The sequence below is a fragment of the Gracilibacillus sp. JCM 18966 genome, from assembly GCF_055392695.1.
Map to the genome: position 1 here is coordinate 129,503 of NZ_AP043883.1, position 20,865 is coordinate 150,367.

The following is a 20,865-nucleotide window of genomic DNA, read 5'->3' on the forward strand; positions in this document are numbered from 1 at the left end:
GTAAGGCTTTTAAGATAGCTTTTTTGTTTACCATTTCCCTTCCCCCCTTAAACCAGATTGTATTCTTGCAAAAGATTATACGCCTTGTTCATTTCCAATGTGCCTTGCTCCACTTTTTCCAAAATCTCCTCCAATGTAGGTGACGATAATAGCACTGATTCTTCATCATCTTGTTTGTTTTGATGCTGCATCCAATTGGCAAACTCACGTAAGGTCGGATAGTCATATAAGGTGGTTGCCTCCATTGTGACCCCATAACGCTTATTTAAAACTCGGATCCATTCTACACCCAAAATAGAGTCTAGACCCAAGTCTGAAAATTGAACATCTTCATCAATATCACTAGGATCTAGGTACATAATTTCAGCCAGACTTTCCGCCAATTCGGTTATTAAAGTCCCATTAGCGGTTGATGGCTGTTGATCTCCCTCATGAATAGACTGGATATACTGTGTTAATTCGTGAATGGTCGGATAATCATAAAGAGTTGTAGCATCTAGTGATAGATTCAACGTCTTATTAATAAGACGCATCCATTCCACGCCCAATATAGAGTCTAAGCCCATATCATAAAAGTTCCGATTAATATCCACCGTTGTTTCCTCCATAAATAAGGTCTGAACTAGACTGTCGATAAGCATATCTTGCAGTTTTAACCCATCTTCTTCTGAATATTGGGAGACCTGATGTTCAACTACAGGTTGATCAATCTTTGATAAAGTTTGTTGTGATAAAGCCTGGACCCGTTGACGATCAGACCATTTAGGCATGTTTGTCAACGATGGTAGTTGAATCTGTTCCTGTTTTAACTCTTGTTGTTTAGTATTCGTCAAACTAAATGATGGCTTTGTTTTAGGTGATAGACTAACCAATTCTTCTGGCAGCGGTGAGGTATTGACACTAGGCTCTTTCTTCGATGATTGATTGTTTTTTTTCGGCCAAAAGCTTTTACGTTCAAAGGGATATGTAGGTAAATTAATCCGTTGTGGTAGGTTATCCCCATATAACAGCTTCCAATTCACCTCGCCACCTTTTATCCAACAAATAACAGCTTCTTGCCATTGTCCTTTTTCAAAATTGTTCATATGTTTCTTTATCTTCTCATTTTCTTTAGTTAACGTACCTGTCAACAGATTGGATGGTGATTTTCCTTGGTGATAGATTCTAAGAGTTTGTAAAACCTCTTCCAAAGAATGGGCGGTGAATGCCATTCTATACTCCATAGACTCACGACCAACCTGCAAGGTATAGGCCAACTGTCGCAAATCTATTTCGGAGTTATTTTGAATAAAATGGAATATCCGATCCGCATAGACTTTCAATTGTTTCTCATTTTTAGCTGAAAGCACTATCATTACTGGTTGATTTGGCTTATTATGATTATCGTTCTTATCTAATACTTTCTGCGGCAGATACTCTTCCACTACAAGATGAGCATTTGTTCCACTAAAACCGAATGAGCTGACAGCAGCACAGCGTGGTTTTCCTTGGAGCGTTTTCCACGGTTGTTTTTTCGTATTGATATAAAAAGGGCTATCCGTTAAATGAATGTGCTCATTTAAACGATCATAATGGATTGTTGGTGGAAGGGTCTGGTGTTTGATAGCCATAAGCGTTTTAATCAATCCCGCAATACCTGCTGCTGGCAGCAAATGGCCAATATTGCTTTTAACAGACCCTAATGCGCAATACTGTTTTTTAGTAGTGAAGGATTTAAAGGCCTCTGTCAGTGCATCTACTTCAATGGGATCACCTAGTTTAGTACCCGTTCCATGTGCCTCAACCAGTGTGATATCGGTTGGGTTAATGTCAAATTTTTTATAAACTGCTTTTTCCAATTCCATCTGTGCCTGCCCATTAGGTGCCGTTATTCCGTTTGTTTTGCCATCCTGATTGACACCCCAACCCTTAATAACACCATAAATTGTATCCTTATCTCGAACTGCATCACTTAATCTTTTTAGCAGAACCACTCCCACTCCCTCACCAGGAACAAATCCATCCGCCTGTTGATCAAATGTCCGACAATGCCCCTGTTGTGACAGCATCCCGGCCTTACTAGTCATAATATGGAGGGAAGGATCAGCTATCATACATACCCCTCCAGCAAGTGCCATATCACTGTTGCCCAATACGATGCTGTTACAAGCCTCAGCAACGGCTACTAAGGAGGATGAACAGGCAGTTTCAATTGCTAAGGCAGGGCCACGCAAGTTGAGCAAATAGGAAATTCGAGCAGCTAAAATGGATGTCGTACTACCCATGAGAATACGTGAATTTAAGTCTTTTTCACTGAATAATTTTTCATAATCACTTGTTGCACAACCCGCAAATACACCACATTTGCTGTTTGAAAGGTCTGAAGGCTTTATACCGGCATCCTCTATACAACTCCAACAGCTTTCTAAAAACAGTCTTTGTTGTGGATCCATAGTCATTGCATCCACTGGTGGGATGTTGAAAAATGTCGGATCAAATTTATCAAAATCTTCAAGACTTCCCATCCATTTGCTTGTGCTCTTCCCCGGTGCTTCAGGATCAGTATCATAATAGTGTGCAATAGGCCACCTAGTAGAAGGAATTTCTGAAATACAATCTCTGCCATTGATAATGTTATCCCAAAATGTACCTATATTATCTGCTTTAGGAAACTGCCCTGAAATACCTACAATTGCAATATCTGTCTCCTTAGAATGCTGTTTCTCATGAACTCGTTGTGGACTGGTAGCAACATCTTTAGAGCTATATCGAGTTTGTAAATGTTCGGCAGCCTGTTCCATCAGCATAACAGCAATATCTACCACATGACGATTTTTCCAGTCTTCATAAGGTGTACCTTTTACCCATTGATTAAACGCCCCTAAGGCTGGCCCACAAAATATTTGGAAGTTATCTTTTTCAGATAGATCCCCATTAAGTGTGGCCCTGTTACAATAAGCAAAATACCATTTAAAAATAAGCACCAGCTTAAAGCGCGGATTCACCTGCGCTTCGGCTAAATGCTGCGGGTTTTTCTTTTTCTTGTATTCACAAACTAATTCCCATACTTCTGCAAAAGTGCGTTTAAAATAATGACTTTCAATTTCTTGTTTAATCTCTTGAGGGATTTCTTCAATTGAATTATACTGCATAAACAGTTCATAGAGCTTATTAGCCCGGTTAGAAAATTGGGTATGCTTACTAACTACTTGGGCTTTAGCACCAATTTCAAACATATCTCCAGCAGCTGTTACAGCTGTATCATGAATGGAAATAGAACTTAGTAACTCTTTAATTACATCGTGTGCTCCGCTTTCAACCGTACACTGGTTGATGGAGCCTGTGAAAACAAAGTCTGCTCCCATCATAAAGGCTGATGCCACCGCCTCTGGAGTACCTATCCCACCTCCACATCCAACAAGGATCGGTTCAGGATATAAATGGTTTTTCTGAATTTTCTTTCGAAGTGCTAGTACAGAAGGAACAAGTGCAGACAACACACCTTGGTCGGTATGACCACCAGAGTCTGCCTCTAAAGCAATATCATCAACCATTGGTATAGATTTCGATAATACCGCCTCTTCTTCTGTAATCCACTTTTCTTCTAACAATTGTTCCACTAAGTCCTCAGGTGGTGGTGCCATCAATTGTTTGGCTATTTCCAATCGAGAGCATTTGCCTATGATTCTTCTAGGAAAATATAGACTGCCATCCCTCTGCTTCTTTATCCCTTTGATACGAGCATAAACGAATGGTGCCGTTATGGTAGAATAAGCGGATGCTTCAATAAAAGGAACCTCATGGTTGATAAATAATCTTGCTTGCTCCCATTCTTCTTGCTGATTATTCATATTAGCAATCAGGCACATGCCATAGGGCTTATGTGGTCCTAAAGCAGATTGAATATTTTGAATATGTGATGCTACCCTGTCCCCATCTAAACCAGCACTACCAAAAAAGCTTAGCAATTCAGCTTCTCCCATTGAAATCACCATGGCTTCTGAAGCGACCCCTTGTGCCATTGAACCCGCCATATAGTTCGATTTGCAACGATAGCGGGATTGAAACAACGGGTTTCCAAGACTTTTCGGACTATTTGCCATTTCTGAACCATTTGTATTCTGCTTAGGTAGAGAAGGTCCCTTTAAAAAGGAAGTGGCGGATGCTTTATTTATAGTCTGTATCTCTAAACTCCTTTTCTTATCCCCTTTTTCGTTAGGTAACAAGGAATTCTGTTTAGAAGGTCGCTTTTTTCGGTGATTCAGCTCACTAGAAACATATTGAGCAAAGTCACGTATGGTCGGGTAGTCGTACACTTTGGTAGCTTTAACATCTATTCCATAAGTTTTATTTAAACTCTTAATCCACTCAACGCCAACTATAGAATCTAATCCTAATTCGATGAATTTTTTACCTGGTAAAATCATCTCACGATCAATATATAAGGCTTCTGCTAAACTATCTGCTAATTCTTCCTCCAACTCTTCCAAGTCCTCTTTCTCACGGGACTGCACTTCTAAACTATCTTGCTCAACATCATCTATCGATACATTTTCAACAGGAAGAGAAGTCGTTTCATTAATTTTATTATCATCTACATTAGTAGATAATGTGTCAATATTTTTTGAATCAGAATAATCTTCTATATAATTCTGTTTAGCCTCTACTACTTCTGTAGGAACCCAATAAGAATCCCGCGCAAACGGATAAGAAGGCAAATGAATTCTGCCAGGCTCTTCCTTCCACATTTGCTCCCATGGTATATCATAACCTTGACAGTAAAGGTTAGACAGCCCTTGCATAATCTCTTGATATTGATCTGAAGTTTCTACTTTTTCGAGTCGTTGTATAAGATCACGCCCAAACAATTCCATAACCTTTTGACCAATAAATTCTTCTGAAACGATATTCCTATAGCTATTAGGCAAGGATTCCCCAACATTAAACCTTTTCATTAGGTATAGAGCATCCGTCTTGTCTTTTACTACTACTACATAACGATGACGAAAATGCTGGCGACCATGTAAAAGGGTATAACTGACTTGTAAAAGATCCGCCTTCTGCCCCTCCGGGCCTTCCAAATAGGCGATTAAATCGGTTACCTTTTCAGCCAACGCCTCTTCGGTCTTTGCCGACAGTGCCAACAAATAATATGGGAGCGATGTTCCCTTCTCGTCCCGTTCCTCTTTTGAATAGCTCTCTACTACCAAATGCACATTGGTTCCACTCATTCCAAAGGCGCTTACCGCTCCTCGACGAGGTTTTCCCGGGCTGTCTTTCCAATCTTGATTGGTCTTATTGACATAAAAAGGGCTATTTTCCCATTGGATATATTTATTTTCCTGTTCACAGTGCAAGCTAGCTGGAATGGTTTCATGTCTTAGTGCCTGCACCATACTAATGAGACTCACCAGTCCGGAGGCCGCAAAGGTATGTCCAAAGTTGGTTTTGGTGGACGTAATCGCACAAAACCCTTCTTTTTTCGTATAGCTTTGGAAGGCTTCCCGTAGGCCATTGACTTCCACTGGGTCTCCCAACCTTGTCCCCGTGCCATGGGTGACAATATAGGATAAGGTTTCCGGATCAATACCATACCGATCATACACCGAACGGTAAAGCTGGGATTGGACCACCCCGTTCGGGGCGGTAATACCGTTGGTTTTGCCATCATAGTTCATACCACTCCCCCGGATTACCGCATAGATCGGATCTTGATCCGCTTGCGCTTGTGAAAGGCGCTTAAGCACCACCGCTGCCACCGCTTCTCCTGGTACCATCCCATTTGCACGTTCATCAAAGGCATAACATCGCCCATCTGGGGATAACATGCCAGCTTGATCAATCGCTTCTAGCGTCTGTGGCAGGAGCACTAGATTCACCCCAGCGGCAATGGCTGTGTCACAATCCCCCATACGTAGGCTTTGACACGCCTGATGCAATCCGACTAATCCAGAGGAACAAGCGGTATTGATCGCCATATTCGGGCCACTAAGATTGAGCACATAGGAAAGCCGTGCGGCCAATATCGCATCATGATTAGAGGTAATCGGACCATCGAAGCCACTGAGATACTGGTAATCGCCATTTTCTACCCCAACAAACATGCCAATCTGTTGACGCGCTAATTGCTTTTCCCCATAGCCTGCATCCTCTAATGCTTTCCAAGCTTCCTGGAGTAATAAACGCTGGCGCGGGTCCATGTTCTGCGCTTCCCGTGGAGAAATCCCAAAAAACGTTGGATCAAATTCCCGTACGCCTGGCACCATGCCGAGGCGCCATGGTTCCCCCTCTTCCGACCAACGGGTCGTTGGTTGAACCTGCTCTTCTCCTTGGACCAGATGCTCCCACAGTTGCGCAATATTTCGTGCCCCAGGAAATCGCCCACTCATCCCTATCACGGCAATAGGTTCCGTATCTGGCTGGGTTGGTTGGGATTTTTGCTCTTCTAGCTTTTCTGGCATGGCTGGCTGAGACGATTCCTTCGGCGCTGGCTGGTCCTCGGTTGATAAACGCAAGGATGGCTTTTCCCTTGTCGTCCCTTCCCTGTAAAAGTCGGCCATGGCTTCTTTGTGTTCCGTCATATAATAGTCCGTCAACTTCCCTAACGTAGGGTAGCCAAAAAAGAGAGCCGGGGTAATCTCCACCTGATAATGATCGGTCAATTGTTCGGCAAAGGTGGCTAAGGTAATCGAATCAAAGCCAAAGTCCGCCAGGTTACTCTCTACCTGCAATTGGTGCCGCGGGATTTGTAATAGCTGGGAGGCGATTTCCTTTAAATCCCACTCTACACATTGGGGAACACTTAACCCCTTCATTTCTTCGCGCCGTCCTTGCCCGGCTGGCACATCCAAGACATCAGGTTGCTTCGGTAATGGCTCCACTGTCTCCGGCTGGTCTATCCCTAGAAATCGGTAGACTCGCTCCGGTTGACCAGCCAGAACCAAATGCTGAGTGGAGGACTGACCGAGTAAGCGCTCAAAAAGAGCGAATCCTTCCTCTGTTTCCAAGGCTCGTTGGCCACTAGAAGCGAGATAGAGATGGGTCTGTTCCTCGTCTCCTAGCCCCATTCCCCCTTCTTTCCATAGAGGCCAATGGATCACGAGCGTCTTCCCAGGGTATATTGCTTGCCTTTGATCAGCATAGGCCAGGAGGAAACGGTTAGCGATCGCATAATCTCCTGCCCCCATATCTCCCAAAATTGCCGAGGAGGAGGAAAAATAACAGACAAAATCAAGGGATTCCGAGGCGAAAACCTCATCCAAGACCTGGACCCCTTGCACCTTCGGAGCTAACACACGTGCAAAATCAGCCGCAGACTTTGCCAGAAGAGGTGCTGTACTCGCTACCCCCGCCGTATGAATGACCCCGTCGATTCCTCCGAATCGAGTCTTAGCCTCTGCAAGGACCGCTTCCATTGCCGCTCGATCACAAACATCCGCCTCGCAGTACACCACTTGGCTGCCTGTTTCTTCCCATTGCTTGATCTCCGCCGCTAAGGAATCGGATAACGGGGACCGTCCTGTTAACACCAAATTGACAGATCGCGAGCGAGTGAGGTTAGCCGCCAATGAACGGCCTAAACCCCCTCCACCGCCGGTGATAAGATACGTACCACCTTCTTGAATCTGCCCTTCCCCTTCCGTGATATCCGTCGACTTTATTCGGCAAACATGCCGTTTCCCTCCGTCATAGAGCACACTCTCTAGATCAGGGGTTCCGAGCTCGTCCGCGAGCCTATCCAGCCACTTCGTTATGTCCAGCGCTTCGGAGGTGGCTTTTTGTAGGATTCCTGCGACCTCCATCTGAGGGAACAGGAAACCCAGGGATCGCTCCCAGCCCATCCAAGATTCGAGATAGCTGCGTTCCAGTGGACTCGTCCACTCCCCTGCCCAGACGAAACGGGCTGGCTTCGCTTCCTGCGTTGCCTGGAATAGGTGGAAAAGGGGCCTATAATCGCTTAGGAAGTGCGGTTCCTCCAATGGCCACAGATAGAGTAAAGCAAAGCCCGTCCCCCAGTCAGCCGCTATGCGCTGAAGGGTTTGGCGGTAAGCCGCTCCATCCTCTCGAGGGAGCTGGTAAGAATGGGCATTTTCCCGAGAAGCTGTCGATCCTTGCGCAATAAAAATGACCTCTGTCCCAGGATAACGGGTTTGAAGGCCTGTACGCCATAATGATTGATAGCTAGGATCAGATAGAAAGCAGACCCACACCTTCGGTGGGGCCCATCGCTCATCCGGTAGCTCTTGTTGTTGCCAGTTTTCCGCAAATGTCATTAACCGGGTTTCCTCCGCCGATTTTCCCATCGCTTCCGCTACTGGAGTCTGGGAGGAATCGGACACAAAAGAGGCTTCCTTCGTAGGAGCCTTAGCCGTCTCTGGTTGCGGTACCCAATACCGATCGAGCGAAAAAGGATACGTAGGTAGTGGCACCCGGCCATATCGACCTTCCTTAAACAAAGCGAGATAATCTAATTCATATCCCTGAACATATAAATCGGCCACGGTAGAAAGGTTGTCCATATAGTCTTCCTTATTAATTTTGCACTGAGCAATACAATGGTTACCAAATTTCTTTAATGCCGGCAGTTCCCTCTGTTCCCTTTCATATATAACATGAGTAAATATAGAAGAAGTAGATTTTCGCTCAAGCCATTGTGCTAATTGAGCAACCATATCCTGCTGATTACGTACTACACAGGCTAAACGATGATTAAAATGCTTTCGACCTACCATTAAGGTGTAGCAAATATTCCCAACATCCTCTGTATTGCTCTTACTATAATCAATCAGTTGTTGAGCTTGCTTTTGCAAAGCCTCCTCAGATCGAGCCGACAAAACTAATAAATAACCAGGCATATCCGGATGATTGCGGACTACTTCTGGTGCCTCTTCAATCACCATATGAGCATTCGTGCCACTCACTCCAAATGAGCTTACTGCGGCACAGCGTTTAGCACCTGATTTAACTTCCCACTCCTTTAATTCAGTATTGACATAAAAAGGACTATCTTTAAATTCAATATTGCTATTTCCTTGATCAAAGTGTAGTGAAGGGGGGATTTTGCGATGTTTTAAGGCCAAAAGAACCTTAATAACACCAGCAATTCCTGCAGCCATTTGCGTATGACCAATATTGGTTTTAATCGAGCCTATAGCACAGTAGGACTTCTTATCTGTGTAGTGTTTAAATGCCTGTGTCAACGCTTGATATTCAATTGGATCCCCCAATTTTGTTCCCGTTCCATGTGCCTCTACCATCTGAATATCCTTCGGGTTGATACCAAATTGTTTATAAATATTCTGCTCTAACTGAACCTGGGAACGAAGGCTGGGTGCTGTAATACCATTAGTTGTACCGTCTTGATTTATACCAGAACCCCGGATGACACCATAAATGTGGTCACCATTAGCAAGGGCATCTTCTAATCGTTTCAGTAAGACTACACCAACTCCTTCACCAGGAACAAATCCATTGGCTCGATCATCAAACGTATAGCATTGTCCTGAAGGAGATAACATTCCAGCCTGATGTTCTGCTTTATATAACTCAGGTGTGCAGCGTATAGATACTCCACCAGCTAATGCCACCTCTATTTCACCCGTCCATAATCCTTGACAGGCCACATGCATCGCTACCAATGAACTGGAACAAGCTGTGTCTATCGCAATAGCTGGACCCTGTAGATTCAGATAATAGGCAATCCGAGCTGGAATGACAGAACCTAGATTCCCCCAAAAGGCTTGGGGTACCTCATTGGAGGGGTAATTATGCATTAGATGGTGATAATCACCCTCACTACCTCCTACATATACACCACACGACCGACCTTGTATACTTTTTCCAGCATAACCAGCATCCTCTAGGGCTTGCCAACATGCCATTAAAAATAGACGTTGCTGAGGGTCCATATGGTTTGCTTCTACGCCTGAAATATTAAAGAAGAAGGGGTCAAACTGATCAATATTCTCAATAAAGCTACCTATTTCCCACCTCTTTACAGTTTCATCTTTATCATTTTGCTCCCTCCAGCGAGTTGTATGGTCAACCAAATTAGTTCCCTTAGATAAATGCTCCCATAATTCATGCACATTTTCAGAATTAGCAAACCTGCCACTTATCCCTACAATAGCTATCGGGCCTTTCTTTTCAACATCTGACCCACGTTCTTTATAGCTTCTCTTCTCTTCTTTTGCTCCTACCACTTGTTCTGAAGAGGTTTCTTCCATAGATGATGGCGTCTCCTGTCCAAAAGAAGTAGTAATAGCTTCATTGTAATGGGTCAAAAGAAAATCCGTTAATTGATCAATGGTCGTAAAGTCAAAAAGTATGGTTGTTCCTAACTCAAGTGAAAAGGTGCTGTTAATTGTTTGAATGAGGTTAATTCCACTAATTGAATCAACACCGTAATCGCGAAATGCTGCCCCAAAATTAATGTTTTGAGCATCAGTTGATAAGGCATGTGATAAATGTTCTGCCATCCAGTCTTTCAATGCCCTCGCAATGTGATCATTCTTTACGGTGGTGACAGCTGGTTGTTTTTGCTCCCCTTGTTTAAAAGGTTGTTTTAGCATGGCTACTTGGCGCAGTTGGCCATCACTTAAACCCATAATAATCTGTTGACCTTTTTCATGGTCTTCTGCTACAGGAAATTGAACCTGTTTAAAGCCTTCTTGCTTCAATACTTCCTTCCATCCATTTGCAGATATAGCTGGACCACCAGATAGGCGCAATGTATCGTCTTGGAATAACCACCAGCCTTCCAAAAGACCAAAGGTCAAGTGTAGAAAAAGAGAGTTTTCACTAAGCTCATTTAAAATCAGCATACCATCCTTCTTTAATACCGCTTTAACCTGTTGCAAAGATTGCGCAATCTCTTTTGTGGCATGAAACACATTGGTCGCAATGGCAATATCATATGTATCAATTCGAATGCCTTGCTCCAAAGCTTCAGCCTCTACATTGTATACGGCATAATTGACATAAGGATAAGCTTCTTTAAACCTTTTTTCCGCATAAACAAGAAAAGCTTTGGAAATGTCGGTATAGCAATATTCTTCTACATTGTCCCTATAGGGCTCTAAATTTTTCAACACAGAGGAACTTGTGGCCCCTGTACCTGCTCCGATTTCAATGATCCTTATACGCGCATTCGGATCCTGATGTAAAAGCTCCTGTATATATTCAACGACTTTCTGAGCAAGAATATTATTAAAATAATCAGCAATGTCATTATTTTGGTATATTCCTTCCACCAGTTCCATGGAGGAATTAGGAAACATAATATCTGTTGCCAGTATCTCACCAGTCAAAATCCGTGGTAAGGAACGAAGGGTATGTTCTAACAAAATCGTCTGTGCCTTAGCATCTTGATTAGTCAACCAATACTGTTTTTTCCTTTCCCAATCCTCCCAATCATCCATTTCCTGCGTAAAAGCAGGGTTCACACTATAGCGATTGGACTCATCACAAAATACACAGTGATTATCCATTAAAAACTGGAGACTGCGTTTCAACCATTTAGCATAAATTGATTTCAACCCCAGTTTCTTTTGCATATCCTCTAATGTCAACTTTTGATCATTTAAAATGCCAAGAGACTGTAATTGCCGTAACAATAATTTCGTAAGTAGTTCTTCCATATCCTCCATTTGAAGACCAAATGATGATAGATTTGTAGGTTCTTGATCAGTAGTTGCATCCTTCTCTTGTACCCAATAACTCGTTCTACAAAATGGATAAAGAGGAAGCGGTACCTTTCTATTTTTTTGATATAAGCCTGTCCAATCCATAGGATGGCCTTGTACATACAACTCGGATAATTTCACAACATAATCCTGATATCGATCCATATGTAATATCGTTTGATTAGACAAAGTATGAATTAACTGTTGTCCATAATTTATCCGTTCGAGATCTGATTGATAAGTAGTAACCCGATGACACCACGTCTCGTCTTCCTCAAGCCCCGCTTCTATCACTTTAAACAGTTGTTGCCTAAGTTCCGTCAAATTACTAGCAATAAAGGTACAACGAACATCATAATGACTTCGTGCCACCGATAAGGTATAAGCTACTTCTTCAGCAGAGTAATGCTCGCCTTCACTCTTTATCCAGAAAGCAAGATCGACTAGCTTTTGACGTAAGGCTTCTATGTTTTTAGCAGATAATAAAAATAGATAATATGGCTTAGGGATGGATGATATTGATTGCGGTGATTGGTCTACCCATTCTTCAATAATTATATGAGCATTGGTCCCATTGGAGCCCAACGCATTTAACCCTGCCCTTAAAGGTGCACCAGAAGAAGCTTTCCATGGAGCCAATGTAGTATTAAACACAAAAGGACTGTTTCTTAATGGATCCTCTTGATCTAGTTCTATTAAACGGTTTGGAGGTAAAACTTGATTTTTCATTGCCATCAGAATTTTAAATAATCCAGCCATACCAGCTGCCAGTGTAGCATGGCCAATGTTAGGTTTATGAGATCCGATAACACAATATTGAGTTTTATCTGTAAATTCTTCAAACACTTCGGAAAAAGCCTTTAGCTCCATTCGATCACCCAATACGGTACCAGTACCATGTGCTTCAATATAGCCTATCGTTTCAGGGTTAATCTGTGATTTAGTATAGACTTCTTTAATTAATTGCTTTTGGGAAGCAACACTTGGTGCTGTCATTCCATTAGTTTTACCAGCTTGATTAATAGCAGATCCCTTAATAACCCCATAGATATGGTCCTGATCTCGAACTGCAGCATCTAGCCTTTTTAGCACAGCCATGCCTGCACCTTCTCCCAAAACCATTCCATTGGCCTCTGGATCAAACGCTTTACATTGCCCCTCCGGTGATAATAAACCAGCCTGAGAAGACATCTTAAAAAATTCAGGCGTACTTGCAATAAAAACTCCACCAGCTAGTGCCATTTCCGATTCACCCTTGCAAATACTATCACAAGCTAAATGAATGGCAACCAAAGAGGAAGAACAAGCTGTGTCCACTGTCAGACAAGGACCCTTAAAATTAAAGAAATACGAAATGCGAGATGCAAGCATTGACATCTCATTCCCCCAAAAGGTGTATGTATCCATCTCATCCTTTAATTTTGACCTGTAGTCAGATGTTCTTCCTCCAATAAATACGCCAACCTTTTTTCCAGCCAGTTTTTCAGCAGGGTAATCAGCATCCTCAAAAGCCTTATAGGTTTCCTCCAAACATATGCGCTGTTGTGGATCCATCCTTTCTGCTTCCTCTGTGGAAATATCAAAAAAGTCTGCATCAAATTGATCAATATGCGATAACATTCCGCCCCATTTACTGACTGAGCGATTTTTTTGGTTCGCCTGTGTTGTGAAGTACACCTTTTCATCCCATCCAGGGCGTTGAATTTCTTTCACACAACAATCTCCTGCTTTAAGATGTGTCCACAACTCCTCAATATTTTCAGAGTCTGCAAACTTACCAGCTATTCCGATAATTGCAATATCCGTAGATGAGTCGTCACTTATAGCATTCACAGAGGTGGCGCTTTTTTCTTCTATAAAGTATTGCTTTTCTATATGTTCAGCTAGCTCAGGAATACCACGAAAATCAAAGATTACTTCAACCCCTAATTCTAAATCTAGACTATCATTTACCGCTTCAACAAAGTCTACTGCCATAATGGAATTCATACCTAGCTCTAGAAAACTTTTATTGAGATCCAAAGGCTGATCTGTACCAACCACTTGAATAAACTTTTCAATTAATTTCTCTTTAATCGAATGTTCCGTTCCTTGATTACGCCTCATTTTTCCATTCAGTCCTCCTTTTTATAGTAAAAGCAAGGATATGTTCCGCAACCTCTTGCCAACGAGAACCCAACATCATGTCATGGCCCATTTCAGGAAAGATTATCGGTTCTGTTCGGTAAAATCGCCCAATCGAATGAGTGGTCTTTTTTGAGATCATAGCATCCTCATCCGTTCCTAGCACTAAAAGGGGAACTTGGGCTATTGTATTCTTAGGTACTACTCGTTTTAGGCAATCACTGCTAGCTTTTATTGATTCCGGTTGAAGCTTCTGGTTTAAGTCGTATTTTTCGGCAGGCTTTTCGTCATATAAAAATAAATCCACTGGAAAGTTGGTGGTTTTGCCCTGATTATATAGTTGCAGTTGAAAAAATTTCTTAGGGTGCTTGAACAACAGCCGTATTAAATCCTTCAGCATTCCTCCAGGCGGAATCGAAGCCAGTAAAACAGCTGAATCCATCCTATCCGGATGCTGATGCATGATTTTTTGTACGACTGCTCCTCCCATGGAATGACCAATAATAATAGGTTTTTGTTCAAAGGTTTGTAATACACGGTAGGCATCTTCTACATAATCATCCATTGTATAGGTATGTAGTTTTTCATACCCATCACTTTGGCCATGTCCCCGAAAGCTCATGGCATAGGACTGGAAACCATGAGCTTGGAAAAAAGGAAGGAAATATTCCTTCCAGCACCAGGCAGCATGATTTGCCCCATGAACAAAAAGGAGTGGTGGTGTTTCATTCCACTCCGAGGAGGTAGTTTGAATGACTTCTATTTCTCCCATATGGTCCTTTCCCTTCTATTGAAAATCAAATAAACCTAGTTGATTTTTTCGCATACGAAATTTAATAAAATGCTCACGATTTAGTTGAAGATAAATATTATTCTTACGAAGATGCTCCATCGTTTGTCCCGGTGGCATCCCAAATGAGTGTCCGGGAAAGATACAAACATCATTTTTTATTTCTCTTTTCAATCGTTGAATGCTAGAATACATGGCTTCCGGTGAACCTCCAGGTCTTATGCAGACACCACAGCCTTCTGTAAACAGGGTATCTCCTGTAAAAAGGCTGTTTCCTAGGTAAAAACACATGCTACCCGTTGTATGGCCCGGGGTTAATAGACAACGAAACGATAATCCTCCCAATGAAAGAGAGTCGTTATCGTTGATAGCGTGCAGTCGCTCACATCGAAAACCGGAAGCATTAATCTCCTTTTGCGACAAAAATACATCCGGTTGCATAGCTTCACTTAATGTTGGTACCAGATTCGTATGGTCGTAATGAGAATGAGTCAAAAGAATCGCTCGAAGTTTAGCATTATTTTTTTTCAGTAACTTGGTTATTTTTTCTAATTCCCATGCCGGATCAATCACAATAGCATTTCTTGAGTTTGGCTCCACAATTAAATAAGAGTAATTAATAAAAAATTGATAACTCATTTTCAGAGAATATTGTTTATAAAGCATTCTTGTTGCTTTTTTCGAAAAGGATTTCAGCCAAACCTCCGAGATTTCTCGCTTCTGACAACTCAATACTAGGAATTTGTAAGGAAAGTGCTTCTAATGTCATCATAATAATTTCCGCTCGATCAACAGAATTGGCACCTAAATCCGCCAACCTGTCTTCCCACTCAAAATGATGTTGTTCAAGTTCTGGTACAATTTCACGTGTATGCTGTACTAATATAGAAAAAATGTCTTCTTTACTCATATTATTTCCTCCTTAGATAGTAACCGTTTGTAGTGATCCTGATTCTTTTACAGCCAAAAGCTGTTGAAAACGTTCGGTTAGTAGCTGCGCCGTCTCATCCATTAAATATTTTCCAATATGATCCACATGACGGTTATGCCAATTTTCTAAATCGGTTCCTTTGACCCATTCATTAAAGGACCCTAAAGCAGGTCCGCAATGAATCTGAAAATCTACTTTAGATTCCTGCTGATCGTTTAGTGTCAATTGATTGGTATAATGGAAATACCATTTAAATATTGCAGCCATTTTTTGTTTAGGGTTTTTTTCGAACTTCTGCAAATCTTCTGTCGTGTAGTGGTCTCTAACTTTTGCATAAACCTCTTCGTATTTGCACTTAAAATATATTTCTTCAATATGCTCCCGCACATGCTTATCTATAGATTCCCACGACTCATAATGACGGTACAATTCCCAAAGCTTATTGGCACGCGCAGGGAAAAATACTCCTTTTTTCAAGACTTGAATTTTGGCACCCAGTTCAAAAAGATCACCAGCAGGTGCATATTCCGTATCCTGTACATTCATTTGTTGCAACAAATTTTTTGCAGAATCACTAGTATTCGCTTCGATGGTACATTGATTAATGGAACCTGTTAGAATATATGCAGCACCGAGGGTAAAGGCCGCTGCTGCTGCTTCAGGGGTTCCAATCCCACCTGCTGCCCCAATACGAATCTCTCTATTATAAGAGTATTTTGTTTGAAGGCGATCCCGCAACCGAATAATGGTCGGAAGTAATGCATAGGCCACACCAGCATCTGTATGCCCACCGGAATCAGCTTCAACGGTAAGGTCATCTGCCATTGGAATTTGTCGAAGCCATTTGGCCTCCTGGGAAGTAATTTTCCCTTCCATCTGTAGCTTATTGAGTAGACGTTCAGGTGGAGGACTTAAAAAAGCCTCAGCGACTTCCGGCCTCGAGACTTTAGCAATAATACGATAATGACATCGAATGGAATTATCTGAAGAAGGCTTTAATCCTTTAGCCCGATAGATAATTAAGGCAGGTGTTATACCGAGAAAAGCGGATGCCTCCATAACTGTCACGTTATATTTTAATAGTAGATGGACGATTTCTTCTTCCCTTTGGGGATGATTAAACTGATGGACTAGATTAATACCATATGCTTCCCCTTGATTTAATCCCTTTTGGATAGTGATAATCGCTTGTTCAATTTCCACTGGTTTTAATCCACCACTACCAAAAAAGCCCATCATTCCTGCTTTGCCTACTTTCACCACTAAATCGGTAGAAGAAATGCCTCGGTACATCCCACCAGTTAAGTATGCATACTTAAGGTTGTAATCCCTCTTAAAACTATCACTTCCTAAGGAAGAGGCCGTCAAGCATAACCGAGGAGGTGAATCGGAAGGTGGAACATTTTGTTCAGTCCTTCTTCCCATAGCTTCTTTATCCTTTGTCAACCTATCCTCTACGATCAAAGGCTTTGATTTATTTTTAATTTGACCAATTAAACTGGTTAATACATGACCCGGGCCTAGCTCTAGAAAATCTATCTCTCCCTTCCCCATTAAATAACGGATACTTTCGGTCCATTTCACCGGATGATCAATTTGAGCAATAAGATTAGCTTTTATATTCTCCCCATAAGGCCTAGCCTCAACATTGGATATGATAGGGATAGCTGGGGGAAAGAAGTGAAACTCATTTAAATAAGAGGAAAATTCCGATTTTACTTGTTGCATATAACGAGAATGAAAAGCACCACTTGTTTTTAAAGGGATAAACATCTGCACATTGGGCGTTTTTTCGAAAATTCCCTCTGCTTGTTTTATCTCCTCCTTCGGACCAGATAAAACTATTTGTGTAGGTGAGTTGAAGTTAGCAATATCCAATTGATCCAATCCGTTTAATGCTAATACTTCCGCAATTTGTTGTTCATTCAAACCGAGAACTGCAGCCATGCCACCACCGTAGCATTGGCTCATCAACTCTCCTCTTTTTTTAACTAGCTTAAGACCTGTTTCGAAGTCAAATACCCCTGCCGCAAAAAGAGCATTATACTCCCCAAGACTATGACCTGCCACATAATTTGGCTTTTCATCTGTTTCTCTAGTCTTTTTAAGATAGTGAAATGCATTAACGGTATACAATGCTGGTTGTGTGTATTGAGTTTGTCCTAAAATCTCATCTGGGTTTTCCAAACAAACTGTTCGAATAGAATACCCTAATATGTCATCAGCAAGCTTCGTTAAGCGGGAGAACTCTGCAAATAATTCTTTACCCATCCCCTTTTGCTGGGACCCTTGCCCCGGAAAAACATAAACGGTCATTCTCTCATCTCCTTCATTTTGTTTTGCTAACTCCATTGAATGGAGTAGAACCATATCAAGTTATGTATTAATCCCATCTAATATAGGAATACCTTGGCATAATAATTGATAAATAGAGTCCTTTGACCAATGAACCCCTTTAGGATGAGTAATCGAACAAACATAGGATGAAAAGAAAAACGATGTCGTACAAAACTGTGGAAAGTAATTGAAATAACTTGTTATAACTGGTTGAGCTACTTCTACTGTACGGATCGAAAAAATATCAATTGGGGATGTAAATCCCGTTTTTAATACTTTGGACAAGCTTTCTTTGACTGACCAGAAAAGTGTGAGCGAATGAACCGAAGAAAAAGGTAGTGATTTCATCACCATATGTTCTTCATCCGTCATCTGTCCAGCTAATACTACTTCTTTATCTGTTTGAATTCTCTCAATATCCACACCTAGGGGGCAGACATCACCATAGGCTAATGCCATACCTAAATCATCGCAATGGGAGATAGTGACTTGAGTTTCTAACCCATGAACAATCGGTTGGTGGAAAATGCCTGGTTCAATTTCTATAGAACTTAACCTTTCTTCACCACTAAGTAAAGAAACAGCATTTTTCCCTGCATATCTGCCCGCTAAATAGCTTTTGATTCTATTTTTAAACGTCAATTTATCTAAATAGGCAATTTCCTTCGGATGCAGAAATACTTTTGTTTGTAGGTAATCATCATAAGAATTGGAATAGCAAAGGCAACAAGTCGATAGAAAATTTCGTTCTTCCTCTTCTTTAAATACGAGATGGGTTGTCCACAGCATCGGCAAGCTTTCGATGTACATCAAGGCCATCCTTTCACCAATAAAATATGCTTTACATTAATAGAATAGATGGATAGTAGCAAAAAGGAGTATGAAGTTAGCCAATTCGTCTCTTCTTATCCTATTTTTTGGAGCTATCACGTTATCTCTCAAACCATGCCTCTATTCCAATAAGACCCTCATGTAAATCACATGTTTCAAAATCACTCTCTTTAACAAATCCCAGAAATTTCTCCTTCGTATAGGCTTGCTTAATCACTACATTCCGAAACATCCACTTGATAATCATAGCATTCAACCCTTTGAAGCCCATATCTTTCGTTACAAATTTATTAATGTCAGCTTTAGGCACATCCCCTTTAAAATCGATAATGACTACTTTTCCTCCAGGTTTTAAAACCCTTCTCATTTCATTTAAACATTTAACCGGTTGAGCAAAATTCTTAAAAGCGGCACGACAAACGATTAAATGAAAGCTTTGATCATCAAATGGCATATTTGCTGCATCACCATGACGGAAATCAATATTTAAACCTGCTTTATCAGCATTGTTTTGTGCCATTTGCACTAACTTATCACTAATATCCAACCCGGTAATTTGAAAATCGCCTAATTTAGCCAATTCCATCGATAAATATCCAGGACCAGGAGCAAGATCAAGCACAGAATCTCCATCAGATAAGGCTTTTAATACCTTATTTGCATCTTGTGTGTATTTTTTGATTTTTTTCTTAGTGTTTTTAGCATACCACTTACCTATAAAACCGTTCATTTCTGGTCCCTTATAACTTTTAGTAGGATTTACAGACATTTCTTTTCACTCCTTCAAATAGTATTATTCCTTTCCTAATGGCAATAGATCGACGTACAATACAACCATTTCAAGATGGCATAGCCTTGTGTTCTTTCATCTCTGTTATTCCCCATTTCCATTTACCTGATCGATAATATAACCAACTACCTACTGCTAGTACGATAAAGCTGGCTAAAACAGCGTACCATACACCCGTTACATTCAAGCCCACTTGTGTAAGTATTGCAGCTACTGGTACCCTTATAACAATGAGAGAAACTAAAGAAAATAATAGCGTAACTCCGCTTTTTCCAGCTCCATTAATAATGCCATTGCAAGCATATAAAAGTGCAAAGAAGAGATACCCTAAGCTAATGATTTTCAAATAATCTACACCAATATTGACGACTGATGGGGTAGTGATAAAGATTTTAATAATATAATCTGGGAAGAGAAAACAGGATAGAGCAATTAAAAACGTAAAAGGAATATTAACAAGTAATCCTCCACGAAAAAGGCTTTTGATTCCCTCCATTTTTTTCCCATGTACAAATTGCTTTGTTAAAATTGTTATAGCTATCATTACCGCAATCGCCGGTAAAGCGACAATGGAATCAATTCGGCTAATAACATAAAACGCTGCAGTTGCGTCACTTCCAAAAGGGTTAACAAAAATAATAATGCACGTGTATCCTAAAGCTAACAGAGATTGTTGAATAAAAACAGGCATACTCACAGGTAATAAGGAGAATAGAATATCACGATCTAATCTCCATTGTGTCGGTTTAATGAATAGGCCCTTATAATTACGCAAGAGATATCCCAATGAAATAAAAAACGCCACTACTGAGACAATAAAAGAAGCAAATACAGCCCCATACAATCCTAACTCAGGGAAAGGCCCAAACCCGACGATCCACATAGGTACTAATAGTAAATTTCCAGCTGTAGCAATCGCTATAAAGAGCATTCTCGCAAAGGTATACCCTACATCTTTCAATAAGGATGTAATTAAAAATGAGAAATACATAATCGTGAACCCTAATGCCATAATCCGTAAGTATCCTGTAGCTAGCTCCATAACGCTTCCAGGAGTCCCCAATATGGTAAGAATCCCTCGAGCAGCTAAAAATACCCCTATGGTCACCAACAACACGCTTAAAACTGAAAAGGTCCATGACACATTAATTTGTTTTTGGTTATTATCTCGATCTATCTTTTTTTGAAAACCTTGTAACATTGGCTTTGAAGTTAATTTGGCTGCTCCATTAGCAATTGCGGACATTGCTAAAACGATAGGAAAGCATGCCCCTACAGCTGCGACAGCCTGGCTTCCTATCAAATGGCCGACCCATATAATATGTATAAGGCCATCTACCATCACTAATGCACTTTCAATAAAAATTGGGAAAGCCAACTTTATAATTTTACCTCTCAC

At 41.2% G+C, this 20,865-nt stretch carries 8 protein-coding genes; all 8 read right to left on the bottom strand.

Features of this window, described 5'->3' with window-relative positions:
- Positions 1 to 47: 47 nt before the first annotated feature.
- Positions 48 to 13,769: a PfaD family polyunsaturated fatty acid/polyketide biosynthesis protein gene (locus ACZ5N5_RS00540; RefSeq protein ID WP_464373059.1), complete on the bottom strand. Its 13,722-nt coding sequence runs from the start codon at positions 13,767 to 13,769 to the stop codon at positions 48 to 50.
- On the bottom strand, positions 13,759 to 14,559 hold the full coding sequence (locus ACZ5N5_RS00545) for an alpha/beta hydrolase (protein ID WP_464373060.1): 801 nt from the start codon (positions 14,557 to 14,559) through the stop codon (positions 13,759 to 13,761). The genes ACZ5N5_RS00540 and ACZ5N5_RS00545 overlap by 11 nt, the downstream gene beginning before the upstream one ends.
- Before the next feature lie 15 nt (positions 14,560 to 14,574).
- Positions 14,575 to 15,216 carry an MBL fold metallo-hydrolase gene (locus tag ACZ5N5_RS00550; RefSeq protein ID WP_277679246.1) on the bottom strand — a complete coding sequence of 214 codons (642 nt, stop codon included), beginning with the start codon at positions 15,214 to 15,216 and terminating at the stop codon, positions 14,575 to 14,577.
- Between the two features lie 16 nt (positions 15,217 to 15,232).
- The gene (locus ACZ5N5_RS00555) at positions 15,233 to 15,487 is read right to left on the bottom strand and encodes an acyl carrier protein (protein WP_054861643.1); all 255 of its coding nucleotides are present in this window, start codon (positions 15,485 to 15,487) and stop codon (positions 15,233 to 15,235) included.
- Between the two features lie 12 nt (positions 15,488 to 15,499).
- Entirely contained in the window at positions 15,500 to 17,824 is a 2,325-nt protein-coding gene (gene fabD / locus ACZ5N5_RS00560; protein WP_464373811.1) for an ACP S-malonyltransferase, read from the bottom strand.
- A 60-nt stretch (positions 17,825 to 17,884) separates the two neighbouring features.
- Positions 17,885 to 18,655 carry a 4'-phosphopantetheinyl transferase superfamily protein gene (locus tag ACZ5N5_RS00565; RefSeq protein WP_464373061.1) on the bottom strand — a complete coding sequence of 257 codons (771 nt, stop codon included), beginning with the start codon at positions 18,653 to 18,655 and terminating at the stop codon, positions 17,885 to 17,887.
- 121 nt (positions 18,656 to 18,776) lie between these two features.
- The gene (locus ACZ5N5_RS00570; protein ID WP_054861646.1) at positions 18,777 to 19,445 is read right to left on the bottom strand and encodes a methyltransferase domain-containing protein; all 669 of its coding nucleotides are present in this window, start codon (positions 19,443 to 19,445) and stop codon (positions 18,777 to 18,779) included.
- Between the two features lie 70 nt (positions 19,446 to 19,515).
- Positions 19,516 to 20,865, bottom strand: coding sequence for an MATE family efflux transporter (locus ACZ5N5_RS00575; RefSeq protein ID WP_181397603.1), 1,350 nt, complete (start codon positions 20,863 to 20,865; stop codon positions 19,516 to 19,518).

Excerpts from the sequence above, each read along its gene's own strand:
- ACZ5N5_RS00540 (WP_464373059.1), bottom strand. The coding sequence starts at position 13,769 with ATGAGGCGTAATCAAGGAACGGAACATTCGATTAAAGAGAAATTAATT.
- ACZ5N5_RS00570 (WP_054861646.1), bottom strand. The coding sequence starts at position 19,445 with ATGTCTGTAAATCCTACTAAAAGTTATAAGGGACCAGAAATGAACGGT.
- ACZ5N5_RS00545 (WP_464373060.1), bottom strand. The coding sequence starts at position 14,559 with ATGGGAGAAATAGAAGTCATTCAAACTACCTCCTCGGAGTGGAATGAA.
- fabD (WP_464373811.1), bottom strand. The coding sequence starts at position 17,824 with ATGACCGTTTATGTTTTTCCGGGGCAAGGGTCCCAGCAAAAGGGGATG.
- ACZ5N5_RS00555 (WP_054861643.1), bottom strand. The coding sequence starts at position 15,487 with ATGAGTAAAGAAGACATTTTTTCTATATTAGTACAGCATACACGTGAA.
- ACZ5N5_RS00565 (WP_464373061.1), bottom strand. The coding sequence starts at position 18,655 with ATGTACATCGAAAGCTTGCCGATGCTGTGGACAACCCATCTCGTATTT.
- ACZ5N5_RS00550 (WP_277679246.1), bottom strand. The coding sequence starts at position 15,216 with ATGAGTTATCAATTTTTTATTAATTACTCTTATTTAATTGTGGAGCCA.